Source organism: Microcoleus sp. B4-C2, from assembly GCF_036705265.1.
Lineage (GTDB): Bacteria > Cyanobacteriota > Cyanobacteriia > Cyanobacteriales > Microcoleaceae > Microcoleus.
The window spans coordinates 26,740-44,839 of sequence record NZ_JAUBUB010000031.1 but is presented as its reverse complement, the minus strand read 5'-3'; the positions used below and the strand labels follow the sequence as shown (position 1 = coordinate 44,839).

The 18,100-nt window shown below is 46.3% G+C and carries 14 protein-coding genes; 9 read left to right on the top strand and 5 right to left on the bottom strand.

What is annotated here, in order from left to right:
- Positions 1-14: 14 nt before the first annotated feature.
- Entirely contained in the window at positions 15-992 is a 978-nt protein-coding gene (locus QUB20_RS11990) for a hypothetical protein (protein ID WP_333238538.1), read from the bottom strand.
- A gap of 170 nt (positions 993-1,162) precedes the next feature.
- On the opposite strand from QUB20_RS11990, the gene QUB20_RS11985 reads away from it, so the two are divergent.
- A complete protein-coding gene (locus QUB20_RS11985) occupies positions 1,163-2,359 on the top strand; it encodes a CapA family protein (RefSeq protein WP_333250562.1) in 1,197 nt (398 codons plus the stop codon).
- Positions 2,360-3,272: 913 nt separating this feature from the next.
- Positions 3,273-3,893: a transcriptional regulator gene (locus tag QUB20_RS11980; protein WP_333291375.1), complete on the top strand. Its 621-nt coding sequence runs from the start codon at positions 3,273-3,275 to the stop codon at positions 3,891-3,893.
- A 555-nt stretch (positions 3,894-4,448) separates the two neighbouring features.
- Here the strand turns inward: QUB20_RS11980 and QUB20_RS11975 are convergent.
- Both QUB20_RS11975 and QUB20_RS11970 read right to left on the bottom strand, forming a co-directional pair.
- Positions 4,449-6,377: a penicillin-binding protein 2 gene (locus QUB20_RS11975; protein ID WP_333211720.1), complete on the bottom strand. Its 1,929-nt coding sequence runs from the start codon at positions 6,375-6,377 to the stop codon at positions 4,449-4,451.
- Between the two features lie 295 nt (positions 6,378-6,672).
- The gene (locus tag QUB20_RS11970; protein WP_333250419.1) at positions 6,673-7,251 is read right to left on the bottom strand and encodes a hypothetical protein; all 579 of its coding nucleotides are present in this window, start codon (positions 7,249-7,251) and stop codon (positions 6,673-6,675) included.
- A gap of 337 nt (positions 7,252-7,588) precedes the next feature.
- Between QUB20_RS11970 and QUB20_RS11965 the strand changes: the two genes are divergently transcribed.
- The 4 genes from QUB20_RS11965 (at position 7,589) to glgB (ending at position 13,134) form a co-directional block, all read left to right on the top strand.
- A complete protein-coding gene (locus QUB20_RS11965) occupies positions 7,589-7,783 on the top strand; it encodes a serine protease (protein ID WP_333055767.1) in 195 nt (64 codons plus the stop codon).
- A 388-nt stretch (positions 7,784-8,171) separates the two neighbouring features.
- Positions 8,172-8,468 (top strand): hypothetical protein, encoded by a 297-nt coding sequence (locus tag QUB20_RS11960; RefSeq protein ID WP_333250421.1) that lies wholly within the window; start codon positions 8,172-8,174, stop codon positions 8,466-8,468.
- Positions 8,469-9,172: 704 nt separating this feature from the next.
- Positions 9,173-10,606: a transposase gene (locus QUB20_RS11955; RefSeq protein ID WP_333250423.1), complete on the top strand. Its 1,434-nt coding sequence runs from the start codon at positions 9,173-9,175 to the stop codon at positions 10,604-10,606.
- Between the two features lie 233 nt (positions 10,607-10,839).
- Positions 10,840-13,134 carry a 1,4-alpha-glucan branching enzyme gene (gene glgB, locus QUB20_RS11950; protein WP_333250425.1) on the top strand — a complete coding sequence of 765 codons (2,295 nt, stop codon included), beginning with the start codon at positions 10,840-10,842 and terminating at the stop codon, positions 13,132-13,134.
- A 382-nt stretch (positions 13,135-13,516) separates the two neighbouring features.
- Here glgB and QUB20_RS11945 read toward each other — a convergent pair whose 3' ends face one another.
- Together QUB20_RS11945 and hpsJ-B are read right to left on the bottom strand one after the other, a co-directional pair.
- Entirely contained in the window at positions 13,517-14,434 is a 918-nt protein-coding gene (locus tag QUB20_RS11945) for a glycosyltransferase family 2 protein (RefSeq protein WP_333211713.1), read from the bottom strand.
- 86 nt (positions 14,435-14,520) lie between these two features.
- On the bottom strand, positions 14,521-15,351 hold the full coding sequence (gene hpsJ-B, locus QUB20_RS11940) for a hormogonium polysaccharide biosynthesis protein HpsJ (protein WP_333211711.1): 831 nt from the start codon (positions 15,349-15,351) through the stop codon (positions 14,521-14,523).
- 797 nt (positions 15,352-16,148) lie between these two features.
- On the opposite strand from hpsJ-B, the gene rfaE2 reads away from it, so the two are divergent.
- From rfaE2 to QUB20_RS11925, 3 genes are all read left to right on the top strand, one after another.
- Positions 16,149-16,643, top strand: a complete 495-nt coding sequence (gene rfaE2 / locus QUB20_RS11935) for a D-glycero-beta-D-manno-heptose 1-phosphate adenylyltransferase (RefSeq protein WP_333056897.1) — start codon at positions 16,149-16,151, stop codon at positions 16,641-16,643.
- Between the two features lie 141 nt (positions 16,644-16,784).
- The gene (locus QUB20_RS11930; RefSeq protein ID WP_333056896.1) at positions 16,785-17,654 is read left to right on the top strand and encodes an STAS domain-containing protein; all 870 of its coding nucleotides are present in this window, start codon (positions 16,785-16,787) and stop codon (positions 17,652-17,654) included.
- A gap of 55 nt (positions 17,655-17,709) precedes the next feature.
- Complete coding sequence (locus QUB20_RS11925; protein WP_006631553.1) at positions 17,710-18,087, top strand: STAS domain-containing protein; 378 nt, start codon at positions 17,710-17,712, stop codon at positions 18,085-18,087.
- The last annotated feature ends 13 nt before the right edge of the window (positions 18,088-18,100 follow it).

Sequence of the window (18,100 nt, the reverse complement as noted above, 5' to 3'; positions counted from 1 at the left end):
TGGTGTAATATCGCCTAATTTTGCAGAACAATCTGCTGTTTAAACTCAAACAAATTAGGATTAGTAGGGTCATAAAAAGCCCGCAACCAATGCACGTTTGGAGAACCAAAAGTTTCAACTCTCGTAAAATTTTTCATTCTCGGTAATTGAGTTTCATCGGTAAAATATGGTAAAGGTTTATCGATGCGGAAATAGTGAGTATCGCCGTGGACGAATACAACCTGCCCTGGGAAATTGCCTGTTTCTGTTTCCAGAGTGGAGATAAAATCGTTGTAGCCACTTCTTCTTTTGTCCGTCGGATCGAGTTCAAATCCCGGATTTGCCTGTGCAACTAACACAATTCCTTTGCTGTTGCTGCGTTTGGCTAAAGCAAAACATTCTTTGATCCAGGCTAAGTTAGCCCAATTGCGATCGGCATATTCTGCATCTGCTTCGGGAGTGCGACCAAAATTGTTATTACTTCCCGGCATATTAATCCCCAAAAACACAACGCCATGATAAATCCAGCGAACATTTTCGCGGAATTTAGCAAACTGCGGGTTTTCGCTTTGACGGGTGAGAATTAAGGTGCGCTTTCCCAAACTTTGATTACCGTTGCTAAATATTTCCCGCAGTTTAGCGAGTCTTTCTACTGGATCGTAACTGCCATTTTTTGAACGGTGGCAATCCGTCCATTCATTGTCACCATAAGCTAGAATAAACGGTATCTCAAAATTGTCAAATAACTGCTTGCGGCTGACAAACGTTGCATCATCGCACACACTAGAACCGTTTTTAATGTCGCCATCGTGGACGACAAACGCTGCGGGCGATCGATTGATATCTGCAATCAAACTCGGAAATTGTGCTTCCTGTTCGGCACTGTAGGGCAAATCGCCAATCAAGGCAAATTCAAAAGGTTTATCGGCCCAACTTTCAGCATAGCTCAAAGTACCTAAACCGATAACAGATGCAAAAATGATAAATCCAATAATCAAATATTTTTTAAACATTCCTTCTCCAGTAGCCAGCAAACCATCGATATCCTAACAAAACTTGTCAACATCTCTGTTTTCTTCTTTTCCTCTGTGTTCTCTGTGCTCTCTGTGGTTCAAAAAAAAAAACTGCATAAATTGCGATTATTAATGATACCATAAACACGATAAATTACTATAGATAAATTATGAAATTTCCCCCGACGCTCTCGGTAATAGCTGCATTGTTAATGGCTAGCTGCAATATCCAAACGCCACAAACCAACACACAGCCTACAGAAAGTCGCTCGCCAATAGCAACCCCTGTTCCCCCCCAACCCAAGTCTGAGATCAAAGAAGCAAAACTAATTGCTGTCGGCGACATCATGATGCACAGTACCCAAACGCGATCGGGCTACGACGCAAAAAATAAAACATACAATTTTGACAATTTCTTCGCACCAGTTAAAAGTATCCTGTCAACAGGCGATTGGGTAATCGGAAATCTCGAAACACCTTTAGCGGGTTCCGATGCGGGCGGATATACGGGATATCCGCTATTTAACGCACCGGCTCAATTAGCGGATGCTGCTAAAAAAGCCGGATTTAATATCTTGACAACTGCGAACAATCATGCTTTAGATCGTGGAGAAAAAGGGGTAATTAGGACGATCGCCAATCTGAGCGATCGCAAAATTGCTGCCATAGGAACAGCCACATCAGCCGCCGCAGCCGATCGCACTTTTATCAGCACCAAAAACAACATTTCACTAGCCAAGCTAGCCTACACCTACGGCACAAACGGCATTCCCATACCCAAAGGCAAAGATTACTTAGTTTCCCTAATCGACGAAAAAAAGATAGTCAAAGACATAGCCAAAGCCCGCAAACAAGGAGCAGATATTATCGCAATTTCCCTGCATTTTGGCGACGAATATCAGCGACAGCCAAACCCCCAACAAAAACAATTAGTTGAAAACCTATTAAAAGCCGGTGCAGACATCATTCTCGGCAGCCATCCCCACGTCGTCCAACCTTACAAAATTTTTAATTTTCCCGGCAAAAATGGCAAAACCCGCAAAGCTGTAGCCATTTATTCAATGGGAAACTTCATTTCCGGTCAGAATAAAAAATATACAGACTTAGGCGTGATTTTGCAAGTAAATATTCGCAAAAAATTTCCCGAAAAAACCACAGAAATTACCGATGTAAAAACACATCCTACTTGGGTACACCGCTATACTCAGAACAATAAAACTAACTATCGCGTTTTGCCCTTAGAAACAACAGTCAGCCAGAAAAAAGATGCACTGCTAGCAACTTCACAGTATCCTGTTTTAGCAAAATATTTGCAGGATATGAACAATCATCTTAATTCTTTAAATAAACCTCAAGATAACAAGTAATCCCTCCCTCAAGCAGGGCAGGGCGGTTTCATTCTCGCGAAAATCCCGATTTTGACTCTTGTAGTGCCAAGAATGCCTACCCCTAGAGACGACTTCACAGGCGTTTGAGACATGGGGGCTGCCACGGGGGGCAGCCCCTACAAGAGAATGAAACAGCCCTGATATCTGCGGTGAAAAAAAGAGAATGTATTAACCGCCCCGGACAAGGGATTGACGCCCATTTACCCAGAGGTCGAGAATAGATAGATGAATAATTTCGATGCTAACAGATTTGATATTACCCGAAATTAGGACACCGCAGTGCCGTTTCCCTACAATCAACCGGGCAATGATTATATCCGATCGCGATCGCCCACAACTGTGCACGATTCTGATGGAGTTCTTCCGTATAATTCTCGCAGTGATAGCCAACTATTCCTGATGCTAAAACACGAGGATCGAAAGTAAACTTGTCCCTCTATTTGAGTACAAGTTTTCACCTTGACTCCAGCCAAGTCTAATAGATAGTCTAAGGATCGCGAATTAAATAACTTATAATTTTAATTGTTATTGTGGGATGGGCGGGACGCCCATCCCACTTTCAAGAGTGGAAGTTATTTAATTCTCATTCCTAAATAAAAATTCATCCCTCTCACTGTATTGATTGCTATATTTTACGCCATAAACTCAGGAGAGCTTTTTCTTCTCCCTCCTGCCTCAAAACTCCAATTCCTAGCTTGGCTGCTTTCATTTAGATTCTCCCTACATATCTTCGGGATCTGGTGCGATCGGGCGCAGTTTTTTTAAAGTCGCATAAATTTTCAGTAAATACCGATCTACACACTCGCCAAACCCAAAGTTAAAATATACCCAATAAAAAATAGCTCCTCCTAGCTGTTTTTTTGTCCAGCTAAATATCAGGGAGTGCATCTACGTGTCAATAAATAAAACGCTCAAAGGCAGAGCCACTACACCTGCCCCAGGTTTTACCATGATTGAGCTATTGATAATTATTTTAATCATAGGAATATTTTGTGCGATCGTCGCCCCCTCTTGGCTAATGTTTATCAACAACCACCGTTTAAAGCTATCGCTCGATCGAGCTTATTGGGCAATGGAACTTGCCCGCAGCAACGCCAAACGCGACAAAACCTCATGGCAAGCCAGCTTCAAACAAGTAGGAGAAAACGTACAAATAGCCGTTCACCCAGCCGACATTCCCCCAGCCCAAATACCAGACAGTCAATGGAAAAACCTAGAACCGCAAATTCAAATAGATCCAGATGAAACAACAGTGCTCCAAGTAAATGACAGCAACGAACAAAAAACAAACGGCACAATCCGGCGCGTCATGTTCAACCACAGAGGTTGCCCCGTATCTCGAAGCGACCACGACTGCACGCTAACGAGTATAAGAGCCAAAGGAACCCTAACACTATATCATCCCAATTTAAGAAACAGCCAACGCTGCATCATCATCTCCACTCTCCTAGGACATAAACGCACCTCCCAAAGACAATCAAAACCCAACGACAACAAAAGATATTGTTACTGACAGGGCGATGAGAGGAATTATTGTGGAGTAGGGAAACGGCATTACCGCGTCGTCAATAGCCTTGTTGTCGATGCTTATATTCGATGTCAATTCTTGACGCAATATCTCCGATCTAACTCACGCCCAGAGTACCATTCTCGCTTAACAGGCTTTTCGCCCTGTTCCGCAAAGAGTGAATTTTCTTGTGGAACAGGCAGAAAAGCCTGTTCATAAAAGGCTTATTGAGAATGGTGCAACATCTCAGATACAGCATATTCCAGGTTCATGAAGTACACACAATCTTGTAGTAAGGATCGCGAATTAAATAACTTACAATTTTAATTTTTATTGTGGAATGGGCGTCCCGCCCGTCCAAAAAGGACGGGCGGGACGCCCATCCCACTTTCAAGAGTGGGAGTTATTTAATTCTCATTCCTAAGTAAGGTGCGGATACACCCGTCAATCTGCAAGTTCTATTTAAAAGGTCGCAGATCCGCACCCTACATATTAAAATCACACAACATAAATATAGCGGCTACTTTACTTCATCAACCACCGAATATGCTGTATAATCAACTACTTCTTACTCGGCGCAATTTTCTCAATAGAAATCAGCGCCTCCATCACCGACTCCACAATCGGCGCCGCCACCGTACCCCCCGAAGAACCCTCCTTCGGCTCATCAATCACCGCCAAAACCACATACCGAGGAGCCTCCACAGGCATGATCCCCACAAAGCTAGTAATAATCGCCTTGTCAGAATAACCCCCACCAGCATTAGCTTTTTGAGCCGTGCCCGTTTTTCCAGCAATCCGATACCCAGGAATTTGTGCAGCTTTCCCCGTACCGCCATCAACCACAGTTTCCATCATTTCTAACACCTGCTTAGTAGTTTCCGGCGAAAAAACCTGCTTTGGAACCGGCCTCGGAAGCTTCCAATAAGCTTCACCTTCCCTATCAAAAAGTCCCCGCACAACGTGAGGAGTCACCAACTTGCCACCATTAGCCAAAGCGCCGTTAAGCTGCACCAACTGCATCGGAGTAATCGAAAAACCTTGCCCAAAAGCCGTAGTAGCAACTTCCACAGGAGAGTTAATAAATTGCTCTCGATTTTTAAGTTGACTGCTTACTTCAAAAGGCAAATCAGTTCCCGCAGTTTGTCCGAGTCCAAGTTTTTCTAAAGCTTGATAGTAAAGAGAAGGTTTCATGGTTCTCATCATGTGCACCATCCCCACATTACTAGAATGTTTCAAAATCTCAGTAACAGTCGAAGGGCCGCGCGCGCCTGCTCTTTGGTAATCGGAATTTTGGATAGTCCAAGGATTCATGTAAATCCGACCTTCATCGTTAAACACAGTATTAGGTTTCACCGCACCCGCTTCCAGAGCGATCGCCACATTAATCGCTTTAAAAGTCGAACCAGGCTCATAAACATCAGTTACAGCCCAATTTTTATAGCGCGACAAATCGAAATTAAAATATTGATTCGGGTCATAAGAAGGTTCCGCCACAACTGACAGCAATTCCCCGTTACTGGCATCCATCACAATCACTGTGCCCCGCTTCGCATCGTGTTGCTTCATTTTTTCCTTGAGGGCACTTCGGGCCGCCCGCTGCAAGCGACTGTCGATCGTCAATTGCAATTTCAAGTCATCAAGCTGCACAAATCCCGCCGTCAGCCGATCGGGAACCCAATTCCCATTGCTCGACCTGCTAAACTGAATCGACGGCATCGATCGTTCCAACAAATTCTGCTGGCTGTATTCCACCCCAGCTTGTCCCTTCCGTTCCCCATCCACATAACCGAGGATATCCGCCGCCAACTCCTGCTGTGGGTAAAAACGCTGCTGCTGACGCAGCAACTCCAAGCCATCCACCAGACTCTCTTTAATTTGCATCCCAGCGACGCGATCGGCAACCTCTTGAGGTAGAGACTCCGCAATTGTAATACCGCTTTCAGCAAGATTAAACCTACGTATCAATTCAGTTTCCGACGTAGTGCCCGGAGTCAGTTCGATCGCCAGCATCGGAGCCAACTTAGCAGCAATTTCCGCCTTCGAGTGGTTAAATAACTTCGGGTGAGCGTAGAGCGTGTACACCTGTCTGTCGATCGCCAAAACATTTCCTGCGCGGTCAATTATCGGGCGTCTCGGTACAAACGGCTTCGTTTTGAGAGTTTGCTGCTGAAGAGCTTGTTTACGCAGCGCCGGAGCTCGCGTCACCTGCAAATAAAACAAATTCACAGCCAGCCCCAGCCCCCCCAGCATCAACACCGCCCACACCGCCCACAAACGGAACTTGCTGCGCTTTAAACGCTCCACCGGTCGCCCCCAAGATGCAGCCGTCTGTTGTGGCGATCTGCCGAAACTGCCGGAATCTCTAGGTTTTGCTGATTTTTTCCACCCAGTACGCGCGGCGAAGCTATCCCGTAGGGAATCGCCCGCCTGTTTTGTGCGTTTGAAATTCGGCGATCTGTAGCGGTCAAAACGGGGGTCGTAGCTCATGGCATTAAAAATTCAATAGCAAGTTAGAGCGTTGTATAATTGATAATTTATAACTTAAATCTTAAAATATAAAATTCACGACTTGGGAATGAGCAGTCCCTATCAGGGTTTGGATCGCACCTAAAGTTGCATTCTGTTTTTTCAAGTGGTCTTAATTATTTTTAATCTGTAACTTCCGGTGGGAAGCTGAAAATCGATCGCGACTTGGAAAAAAGTCAAAAAGGAAATTAGAGCCTCAAATTCTCATGCCCTCGGACACTCAGGCCCGGAGGGCGCTCTCCGCTTTGACACAGGTTTAATAGCCCAGCGGTGTTTCCACACCGGCTCGATTCTGGAGAGCGGGCTCAGAATTTGGTGCCGCAACGGGCGATCGAGTTTCAGGGGCCGGCTGCAAGAAAATCGTGTCCCCAGGATTCTGCGGAGCCAAACCGGTTTCGGGATTTTGGGCTTCTTTAGCAAGTTGGTGTTTCAAGACTTCACTAGAAGCACTCAATTGTTGTTCCCGGAGGCGCAGAGTTTCCAGTTTTTGATACTCCTGACTCCAGCGCTGCTCGCCGTAAACTGTCAAGCCGTAGAGACTCAGAGCACCGCCCAAAAGCATAACTGCTACCACTGAGGAGGCGCGCTGTGCCTGCAGGAGCGAGCGCAACCACACTGGCTGCTGCTGGCGATTGGGCAAGACTTTCAGCACCGATGCGGACGATCGAGCAATCGCCTGTTCGTCGTTTGCTGGCGAGTAGTTGGGCAATACCGGCCCTGTCTTCGCCCGCCTAGCTTTGGCAATAGAAGTAACTTTGCTTTTGGCTGGGCCAGCAGCGGGCTTGCGGGTCGATCGGGAGCGGGGAGAATCCGGGGATCTGATAGCAGCGGTCATAAAGTTCACCAATACGTAAAGTGGGGTAGCTTCAGCTTGATTGAGGTTAAGAGTTTTTTGTCTCCCAGAGCGCCAGTAGTGGCTATCTGCGTTCGATCGGTTATCCTTACCAAGGATACCTCACAAGCCAACCAACCCATCCTACCACTGGTCTCTTTGACTTCAGGATTTGGCAAAAAAAAGAAATCTTTGCTGGTTAGCGATAATCTATGTGAAATTTATTAATAAATGCAGTATTGTAATCAACGAGCGAATCGTTGAGCTATTCGTGCCAGCATTGTTTCTCAAGTACACTATTCCCTTCCTTGCGATGGGTTTTCAATGTTAAGGAGTTTTTATGAACAAGGGATTAATTCGTTTGACTTTGGTCGTGGGCTTGGCAGCAGCCCTCGGCGCCTGCGGAGGAGATACCACCACCCCCAGCTCCCCTAGCCCCTCTCCGGGCGCTGGCACTACTAATCCTCCTGTTTCTTCTCCCTCTCCAAAGGCTACTCCAACTACTAGCCCTGCCCCTGCTCCTAAAAAGCCCTAACTAGGGCTATCTCGGAGTTGGTGCCCAACGAGCCTAGCCTCCAGGTGAAAAATCGTTCGCTCCTCGCATTTTTTCATCTCATAGGTCTAGGTCTCAAGTTGGGTGTTAGTGATTCTCTGCTGCTTTTACTAAAGTTCAGTACGTCCCGTTACCGCAGCAAAGTCCGCTGATTCGCTGCGTTACAGGAGCATTCCCTTTCAAGTAGAAAATTTGACCAATAATTTCTTGATGGTACCGGCCACGTGATTTATCCGTGGAATCAATCCAAAATCCTTGCAGCCTCAAGCCCCCGGATTTATCCGTGGTGTCAATTCTTTAATCTAAAATCTAAAATCTAAAATCGAATGACTCCCGGCCTGCACCTTTTGAAACTCAAGCCTGTGACAGGATGTTTGAGGACATTGCCAGTGCTGCTGCTTCAACTGAATATCAACCGGAGGCAAGCGAGACTCGACGCAAATTTTGCACTCTATGGAGTCTCGCTTGCCATCCCCGCCGCTGTGGCCCGCAGACGAGAGGAAAGCAAGCAGAGACTTGGATGCTCGAAGACTGTCTCGATGAAAGCATCGACATTGCTACTCGATTTGTTGACTGCGAGTTTCGCGCCGATGCGGGCAAGCAAATCGACCCGTCTGTTTTGATCCCGTTTAGTGATTCAATTGGCGCGTCGCCAGTTCGGTATTAACCCTGCCTCGGCAAAACTCGCTCCCGTTGCGCCTGAGTGCTGCTTTAAACCTATTGCACCGTCGATCGTAGCATGGTGCTAGTTTGGTAGGCGATGCCTTGAGCATGGCAGATATTGCTTGCTGCTGTCGCCATACTGAGTCCTTTAGCTTTGATTCCTCAATACCGAGTTAAGCATCCTTCGCTGTTTGAGCGTATTGCCCAAATTCACGGGATTTGTGGGCCAACCCAGCCTCCGAGATGTGAAAGTCTACCGATCGGGCGATGCTCCCTGCCTGAAAATTCCAGGTAAACTATTAACTGCTCCCCAACACTTACAGGGTTGACCCTCCGGGAGTCGCCAATCGACAAGAGTTTAAAAAAACTCTCTATCACATATAAAAAAATAAGTCAAGGATATTTGGGAAAAAATATAAATTTTTCAATTTGTTTGAACTACCAGCCGGGAAGTCCCTCGGTATATTTAGAGGGGACACATCTGAGCGCTGCGCGAAGTACCCCGTTGGGAATTACGCCCGCGTGATGGAAAGAAGCGTCGGGTGGAGGGACGGAAACCGACAATTAGACTTAGCCACTATGAATTAATCTTCGGAAGTATCTTGATTTTCGATGTACTTCCTAAGTGTTGAAATGGTAATCTTTGGTGTGGCATTTTGGACATACACAAACTATACTATGCAAAGGTCGAAAAAAGAAAGTTAAAAAATGCAACTCACTTACAAATACCGCCTCAAACCCACAAAAGCCCAACTAACAACGATGGTGGCTCACCTAGAGCTCTGTCGTCGGCAGTACAACTACCGACTTGGCGATAGATTTAGGTGGTGGTCAGCCACGAGAACACCTATCAACGCCTGCCCCTTGATTGTTTCGATAGTCGCGATTGAGGAAATTTATCAAAATATTCCTTTGACGAGAGTGCAAACTAGGGATGGTAGAAAAAAGGATGAGTCAGGCAATCCTTTGACCAGGAAAGGTGACGTTTTCTCGAACATTGAAGGCGGATATGTACAGTGGCAAACCATACAACTGGCTGACCTGAAAAACACAAAAAAGTTATTCCCTGATTATAAAGTGTTAGATTCGCAGGTCTTGCAAGATGTCGTCAACAGGGTGGAAACTTCCTTTTCAAATTTCACCACGCCGGACACAAATGGCAATCGTAGAGGCAAGCCCAGATTCAAAGGGCTTCATTACTACAAATCTTTCACTTATCCTCAACTAGACAATCTTGATATTGTCAAGGACGAGCAAAATAGGATTTGTATTGACCTCGCAAAAATAGGTCAAGTACCTATGGTTTTCCACCGTCCAATACCAACAAGGTTCACAGTTAAGACGGGAACAGTTATCAGAGAAGCTGATGGGTGGTATATCTCCCTGACGCTAGAAGATAAAACAGTTCCCGTAACGGTTGCAGAAATTCAACCGACGGTCGAAAATACTGTTGGCATCGATCTGGGAATCACTAATTACGTCTATCTTTCCAATGGCGAGAGAGTTGAGAATCCTAGGTTTTTGAGGAAGTCGGCCCAGAAATTGGCAAAACTTCAAGCGAAGTTAGCTAATAGAGTCAAGGGTTCTAAGCCTGGGAAGATTATCAAGGACAAGATTTCCAAACTCCATCAGTTTGTAGCTAGATCCCGATTAGATTTTCAGTTTAAAACTGCACATGAGCTATTCGGTAAATGTGAGGTTTTAGTTGTTGAAGACTTGAGTGTCAAAAATTTAACTAGACGTGCCCAGCCCAAGACAGATGTTGAAAATGGTAATTTGGTTTATTTGCCGAACGGTCAGTCAGCTAAAAGTGGCTTGAATAAATCCATGCTTGATGCTGCTCATGGGCAATTCGCCAGCGTCCTAAAATATGTCGCCTGGAAATTGGGTAAAAGCATTTTGTTTGTCTCTCCAAGAGGAACTTCTCAACATTGCTGGAATTGCCTCAACAAAGTACCGAAAGAATTGTCGGAGCGCTGGCATTCTTGTCAATGCGGAGAATCTTTGGATCGAGATAAAAACTCAGCTAAGCTTATAAAGAGAATTGGTCTAAGTTACGAAAGTGGCGGGGGAACTCCGTCACTCAAAAAAGCCTTTGAAAAAAAGGAAAAAGAAGCCTGCGGTCTAACTGTACTCAGTTGACCGTCAGGTTCGTTCACTATTTCTATACTTAGATGTTAGCAGTAAAACCCCAGCTCGGCCGTCGGCAAGGCAACAGCCTGCAGTGTGTGCAAGGACGCGCGCTGGATCTGCAGCAGTCAAGATCGTGCTAATCAGTGGTAGGATCAGCAATCAAAAATGTATCGAAATGTAAAGTGCAGCGCCGCTCTAGGTTTTGAAAGCCATTTAGTTAAAAGATTGAGGTAAGTAGTTTTATGCCCGCGACCGTCCCCTTTGAACAGATTGACCGCATTGTTTGGAATCAGCACCACGATCCATTTGAAGTGCTAGGCCCTCACGCGATCGAAGAAAATGGCAAAAAAGTCTGGGTCGTCCGAGCTTATCTGCCGAATGCGGATGCGGTATCCGTAGTTTTGCCGGAGGCCAGGGCCCAATACCCGATGAAATCAGAGCATCACCCTCACTTTTTTGAATGTACGATCGACACCCCAGAACTAGCAAACTATCAATTGCGGGTCAAAGAAGGGGAACACGAGCGCTTCATCTACGATCCCTACGCCTTTCGATCGCCCAAACTCACAGAATTCGACCAGCACCTATTCTCAGAAGGCAATCACCACCGGATTTACGAAAAACTGGGGGCGCACCTCACCGAAGTAGGCGGCATCACAGGAGTATATTTTGCCGTTTGGGCTCCGAATGCTCGCAATGTCTCTGTTTTAGGAGATTTCAACTATTGGGACGGCCGCAAACATCAAATGCGGAAATCGCAAAACGGCATCTGGGAATTATTTATTCCGGGACTATCCGTGGGAACTTCCTACAAATACGAAGTGAAAAACCAAGACGGACATCCCTACGAAAAGTCCGATCCTTATGGTTTCCAGCAAGAAGTGCGCCCGAAAACAGCATCAATTGTCACCGACTTAGACACCTACACTTGGCACGACAGCGCTTGGATCGAAAAGCGGCGGCACACAGACCCACTGACGCAGCCGATTTCGGTTTACGAATGCCACATCGGTTCTTGGCTGCACGCCGCTACTGACGAACCCGCCCTGCTACCAAATGGGGAAGTAGAACCCCCCGTGCAGGTTTCGGAACTCAATCCCGGGGCGCGCTTTCTGACTTACCGGGAATTAGCCGATCGGCTGATACCATACGTCAAAGATTTGGGATTCACCCACATCGAAATGCTGCCCATCGCCGAACATCCTTTCGACGGTTCTTGGGGCTATCAAGTCACCGGTTATTTCGCCCCAACTTCCCGCTACGGCACACCTGAAGATTTCATGTATTTTGTTGACCAGTGCCACGCCAACGGCATTGGCGTACTGGTGGACTGGGTACCAGGACATTTCCCCAAAGACGGCCACGGCTTGGCTTTCTTTGATGGAACTCACTTGTACGAACACGCCGACTCCCGCAAGGGCGAACACAAAGAGTGGGGAACCCTAGTATTTAACTACGGCCGCAACGAAGTGCGGAATTTCCTAGTATCAAACGCTCTGTTCTGGTTTGACAAGTACCACATCGACGGGATTCGCGTAGATGCCGTAGCCTCGATGCTTTATTTGGATTACTGTCGCGAACCGGGAGAATGGCTGACCAACCAGTACGGGGGACGGGAAAATATCGAGGCTGCAGATTTTCTGCGTCAGGCGAATCACGTCATTTTTAGCTATTTCCCAGGTGCGCTGTCGATCGCCGAAGAATCTACCTCTTGGCCGATGGTATCTTGGCCGACCTATGTAGGCGGTTTGGGTTTCAACCTGAAGTGGAACATGGGTTGGATGCACGATATGCTCGACTATTACCACATGGACCCGTGGTTCCGCCAGTTCCACCAGAACAACATAACTTTCAGTATGTGGTACAACCACAGCGAGAATTTCATGCTGGCTTTGTCCCACGATGAAGTAGTGCACGGCAAAGCCCACATCATCGGGAAAATGCCAGGAGACGAATGGCAAAAGTTTGCAAACGTGCGGTGTTTGTTTACTTTTATGTTTACTCATCCCGGAAAGAAAACGATTTTTATGGGGATGGAGTTCGGCCAGTGGCACGAGTGGAACGTTTGGGGGGATTTGCAGTGGCAGTTGCTGCAATTCGAGCCTCATCAAAAGTTGAAGCTGTTTTTTAAAGATTTGAACAATTTGTACCGCAGCGAAACGGCACTTTACAGTCAAGATTTTGCTGAGGATGGGTTTGAGTGGATTGATTGCAGCGACAATCGACACAGTGTCGTGGCATTTGTGCGCCGAGAGAAGGATGGCGACGAGTTTGTGGTGACGGTGTGCAATTTTACGCCCCAGCCCCACTCTCACTATCGCGTAGGAGTGCCGGAACCTGGTTTCTATACGGAGTTGTTTAACAGCGACGCGCGGGAATACGGCGGTAGCAATATGGGGAATTTGGGGGGCAAGTGGACTGAGGAGTGGTGGTTCCACAACAGTGCTTATTCGATCGACTTGTGTTTGCCACCTTTGGGGGTGTTGATCTTAAAGCTCGATCGGGCAAAAACAACAGCAAAATCTCAACAGTTTTAAGTTGTGAGTGGTGATAGTTTTGAGTTAAGAATCAAAGCTTTATTAAACCTAAAGCTTTGAGGGTATTTAGAAACCCGGTTTTTTGGACAAACCGGGTTTTTTCTGTTTTGTTGTTGCGAAAAAAGGAAGTTCTGCAACGGATTCGCTTTCTTCGGATTTAAGGAGTTTAATATTAATTCCGGTTGCATCGGAATGATTTAACCGCAGAGTACGCAGAGATCACAGAGGAAGAGAAGAGAGAGATGAATAATTTCGATGCACAGGGAAAGGATATAATAACTCTTCTAAATACTTAGGCTACCCATCGAGTCCGATCGGCGGGGAACGGCGAGGGTATAAGTTCCAAATACTACCGCTAGGCGAGCGTACCTCTTACCAATTTTTAATTTCGAGTATCGGAAGCGCCAAGATTATAAGAAACTTTTGACTGCTCAACTGTTACTACTTCTGAAAGAGATTGTTCTGTCGCTACCTCTAAAGCTGGCAGTGGTAGATGCTTCATTTCCCAAACTTTCAGCAAAATTAGATATTCATAAAAAGCTTGCAGCGTGCACCAAGCCAATCCCGCTTGGCCGTCAAGAAATCCGCCGAGTAAAATATACATATAGAAAAAGCGCACCACAGGCCGCAAAGGCAAGCGCAAAGAAAAATCTTTCAAAGCGCGGCGCCTTTCCACCTCCGACGCGCCAAACAATAAACCCCACCAATTTACTTGACCCGCTTCTAATTGGCGGAGAGTTTCAGCCGCCTCGTCAGTCGAGTAGCGGTTGTGCTTTTCAATCCAGCGGGAAAGACCTTTGCTGCAAGTATAGTGAGGGTAAGTTTCCTTCAAAAAGTGAGTAGGCCCGTTGCAGACTTCCCGTTCAGTGTGACCGTAGTCCGTAAACCACACTCGGTCTTTGCGAAAGAGACGCATTTGATAACGGGGATATTGAGTGCTGCGGCGAATCCAGCGCTCCATAAATATTACTTTTTCAGCTACGTAATAGCCGATATATTCTTGAGTTTCGATCGCCTTTAAGCATTCAGCAAACAGTGCAGGCGTCATCCGCTCGTCAGCTTCGAGGATGTAAACCCATTCGTATTTGCACGGGACTTCTTGGAGCATCCAAGTCCGCTGGCGTCCGTGAGTTTCAAAGCGGTGCTGTACTGTTTGCACGGCATAGTTCTGAACAATCTCAAGGGTGCGATCGGTGCTGAAAGAATCAACTACAATGATATCGTCACAAAGCAGTGCCGATTCAATGCAAGCGGCGATATCAATCTCTTCGTTGTAAGTCAGAATATAAATTGAGAACATTCCCAGCTTTCAGTAAGGGCAAACTATTGGGTAAACAAACTATTTCTCAGGGATGTCTCGACCAGCGCGATCCCTGCCAGCGCTGGTCAATTTTTGCGGCGGCCGAACCGCAGAATTCCCATGCTTCTCAATCCCGTCCAACCAACAGTAATGTAGCCGATCGCTAACAACAAACTGTTGATTCCCGTCTGCAAACTCGAATTTCTCGATCGAGTTCTTAACTCTTTCTCTTTTTGTTGCTTGCGGGTGCGAATCTCGTTGCGAGCTTGAGTGGGAAGTGATTGAGCTTGCTGTTCCAGGAACTTGTCGAGGGCTTTCGGGTCATTTTTCGACTGCTCAAGCACAGCTTTCAATTCCTTGGGAACCTCTGGACTCTTGAGTGCTTCTTGCAGCTTCCCGTCGTCTTCCAGCAGCGCTCCTATCTGGCTGCGACGCTGGCTTTTGAGCTGTTCTACCTGAGCTTTAAATTGAGGGCTTTTAAGTTGTGCCTCAAGTTGACCTTCCGCTTGTCCCGCTTCTTGATCGACTTGAGCCAGAGCATCCTTGAGTTCCAAACGAGTATTGTTGAGGTGAACGGGAACCAGAGATAGGTAAACTAGACCTAACAAGCTGGAAATCAACAGCGCCCAGAATCGCAAGTCCAGCCAAACGTTGCGTCGCTCAATAGAGACTCCACTGCTGCTGTCCACCCAAAAGCCAGTCATCAGGAGGGCGATACCGATCAAAGGAATAATGCCCTTGTCAACTATCTGAGTTGCAGCAGTCAACTGCCAGCCTCGATTGAGAAGGTCTGAAGTTTCTCCCGGCAGCGACAGAACAATGCAGTCAAGCAAAGCAGACAGAATTAAGATAATCCCGACTACTTTGAGAGTTCGAGCAGCTACTGAAGAAAATTGACGGCTATTACTTGCTTTCATAATTCGTGTTAGATAATTCTACACCGTTAGATTCAAGGGGGTAGTTGAGTGGATTTTGTTGAACGAGTTTAGCTATTTTCCACCAAAATAGCTGCTTCGGGTACCGAACTCGACTTTCCTCTGGGTTTTCACAGGCTGCGGTTGCGACCCAAAGGTCGAGTTTCTGCACAGCTATATACAGTTGGACACAGGAGGCTGTGCGCTTCTGGGTTGGCTGTAAAGCTTGGTCAAGATTGCGCCCAGAAACGGCAGCAAGCAACTGCTGGCTTCTTCTATAGTCTGACGAATCCAGCGTAAAGATGAGCTCTGCACGCTTGGGTTCGGTGCTTTTAACTAGCTTTCGCTCGCGCGGCGGTGTCAGAAATTATAGACACAGGAGGAGCGCGTTTCGTTGGGTTTCACCCCCTAGGGCTCTCACTCCCCGATCGCCTGCCCGATGCGGTGGAACTCTCATCCCTTGTCTTATAGTAATTGATATAAGAGAGGGCGGGAATAAATAATTGTTTACCAACCTTTTTTACCTCCAATTACCAACAGCAGGATATGGCAGTTACCTATAAAATATTAGCTGTTTTTTACCTAGAAATTATATTTTGAAAATCTGCTTGAGCCTCGGTGATCTTTAGTTATCTTTTCTGGCTAAAAAGTTACCAGTTGCTAATTAATGTTTGCTCAAAGGCAACTATTAATTAGTGGAAAAATTGAAGGATATATTTTTAAATAACGAAAGTGCAAGGAATCACATTTTTTGGTAGGATAATTTTGATCGCTGTTCAAATTGGGTGGTAAGGACTGCAATGATTTCTGATGTTTATACGTTGAGAGAACTTGAAAGATCGATCGCATCCGATCCCGACAAGTGGCGTCCGCTCGTGTTTACTAACGGGTGCTTCGATATCCTGCACTGCGGTCACGTCCGCTATTTGCAGGCGGCAAAAAATTTGGGGCGATCGCTGGTGGTGGGATTGAATAGCGACGCCAGCGTGCAAGCTATCAAACCGCAGCAGCCGGGATTGCCACCCCGCCCGATCGTACCGGAAAATCAGCGAGCCGAAGTGTTAGCCGCTCTCAAACCAGTAGACGCCGTAGTAATTTTTTCCGAGATTACAGCAACTAAACTGATAAATATCCTGAAGCCTGATATATACGTTAAAGGAGGCGACTATCAAGTCGAAACTCTGCCGGAAGCACCGGCGGTTATCGCCGGAGGTGGCAAGATTTCCTTGATCGAAATAGAAGTTCCGAGTTCTACCAGTGCGATCGTCAAACGCATTTTACAATTAGGTACTTAACCCTCGATCGCAAACAGCAAACAGTGAGCTAAACTCAGAAGTTGCCCCATCAAAAAATGCTAAAGTACGCGCGTGCGAAGCTATCCCGTAGGGAATCGCTCGTACAATTTCATTCCAATTGCTAAGCAGGAGATAATTTTAATGGAACTCACAAGCAATAACACGATCGCGGAAATCCTACAAAGACACAAAGCAGAGTTACTAGCAGACTGGCTCAAAGAACTGCAAAATACCGGGCTGCGGCGGGACGACTTGATGAGAGCCAAAGAATTGCGCTCGGAGTGTCAAGAGTTCCTGCAATTACTCCACATTGCAGTCGGGCACGGTAATTTTAGCGACATCCAGACACCCGAATGGGAAAATATGCGGGTGTTGCTAGCAGAAGTTTCGCGATCTCGTGTTCAGAGAGGCTTTACTCCCTCAGAGATAGCGAGTTTCATTTTATGCTTCAAAAAGCCATTGTTCGATCGGCTTTGTCATGAACTGACACAAAACCGCGACGCACTTGTCGAACAACTTTGGCTTTCCACCAGTTTATTAGACCAGCTTGGCCTGTGGGTGACAGAAATTTTTCTCAAAGCTCGCGAAGAAGTCATCGAACGCCAGCAGCAAGAAATGCTCGAATTGTCAACACCCGTAGTCAAACTTTGGCAAGGCATTCTCGCTTTACCCATGATCGGGACTCTCGACAGCGCCCGCACTCAAATAGTCATGGAAACTCTATTGCAAGAAATCATGGAAACTGGCTCAGAATTTGCGATTTTAGACATTACAGGCGTGCCGACTGTTGACACTTTAGTTGCTCAACATTTATTAAAAACTGTCGCTGCCGCCCGTTTAATGGGTACTGAGTGCATCATCAGTGGCATTCGCCCGCAAATAGCTCAAACCATAGTGCACTTGGGAGTTGACTTGCAGGATATTCTCACAAAAGCTACTTTAGCAGATGCTTTTAAAGTGGCGTTGCAGCGCCAAGGTTTAACTATAAAAAATCTTAAAGAGGAAAGATAAACATATTGCAGTCTGAGATGAAAATTTTAGTAAAGCTTAACACATAGGTGAATTTGTGGAACGAATACCAATCCTTCAAATGGGAGAATTTTTGCTAGTAACAATTCAAGTAGATATGCACGATCGCTTAGCAATGACGCTGCAAGATGACCTGACAAACCGCATTGTCAAAACAGGCGTAAAAGGTGTGTTGATAGAAATTTCTTCTCTAGAAATTGTTGATTCTTTTATCGGTCGCATTATCAACAATATCGCTAGTATGTCACGAATTTTAGATGCGGAAACAGTTGTGGTCGGGATGCAGCCAGCCGTTGCTATTACGCTCGTTGAGTTGGGGCTTTCCCTGACAGGAGTTCGCACAGCTTTAAGCGTTGAAAAGGGCATGATTTTGTTAAGAAAATCCTTGGGTTGGTCTGTAGACGAGCAAGCGTAAGCAGTCGCTTAAT

What these genes read in the sequence shown, in the direction of transcription:
- glgB (WP_333250425.1), top strand. Translation starts at nt 10,840, where the DNA reads ATGCCCGCGACCGTCCCCTTTGAACAGATTGACCGCATTGTTTGGAAT.
- QUB20_RS11955 (WP_333250423.1), top strand. Translation starts at nt 9,173, where the DNA reads ATGCAACTCACTTACAAATACCGCCTCAAACCCACAAAAGCCCAACTA.
- rfaE2 (WP_333056897.1), top strand. Translation starts at nt 16,149, where the DNA reads ATGATTTCTGATGTTTATACGTTGAGAGAACTTGAAAGATCGATCGCA.
- hpsJ-B (WP_333211711.1), bottom strand. Translation starts at nt 15,351, where the DNA reads ATGAAAGCAAGTAATAGCCGTCAATTTTCTTCAGTAGCTGCTCGAACT.
- QUB20_RS11965 (WP_333055767.1), top strand. Translation starts at nt 7,589, where the DNA reads ATGAACAAGGGATTAATTCGTTTGACTTTGGTCGTGGGCTTGGCAGCA.
- QUB20_RS11985 (WP_333250562.1), top strand. Translation starts at nt 1,163, where the DNA reads ATGAAATTTCCCCCGACGCTCTCGGTAATAGCTGCATTGTTAATGGCT.
- QUB20_RS11930 (WP_333056896.1), top strand. Translation starts at nt 16,785, where the DNA reads ATGGAACTCACAAGCAATAACACGATCGCGGAAATCCTACAAAGACAC.
- QUB20_RS11990 (WP_333238538.1), bottom strand. Translation starts at nt 992, where the DNA reads ATGTTTAAAAAATATTTGATTATTGGATTTATCATTTTTGCATCTGTT.
- QUB20_RS11960 (WP_333250421.1), top strand. Translation starts at nt 8,172, where the DNA reads ATGTTTGAGGACATTGCCAGTGCTGCTGCTTCAACTGAATATCAACCG.
- QUB20_RS11945 (WP_333211713.1), bottom strand. Translation starts at nt 14,434, where the DNA reads ATGTTCTCAATTTATATTCTGACTTACAACGAAGAGATTGATATCGCC.
- QUB20_RS11975 (WP_333211720.1), bottom strand. Translation starts at nt 6,377, where the DNA reads ATGAGCTACGACCCCCGTTTTGACCGCTACAGATCGCCGAATTTCAAA.
- QUB20_RS11970 (WP_333250419.1), bottom strand. Translation starts at nt 7,251, where the DNA reads ATGACCGCTGCTATCAGATCCCCGGATTCTCCCCGCTCCCGATCGACC.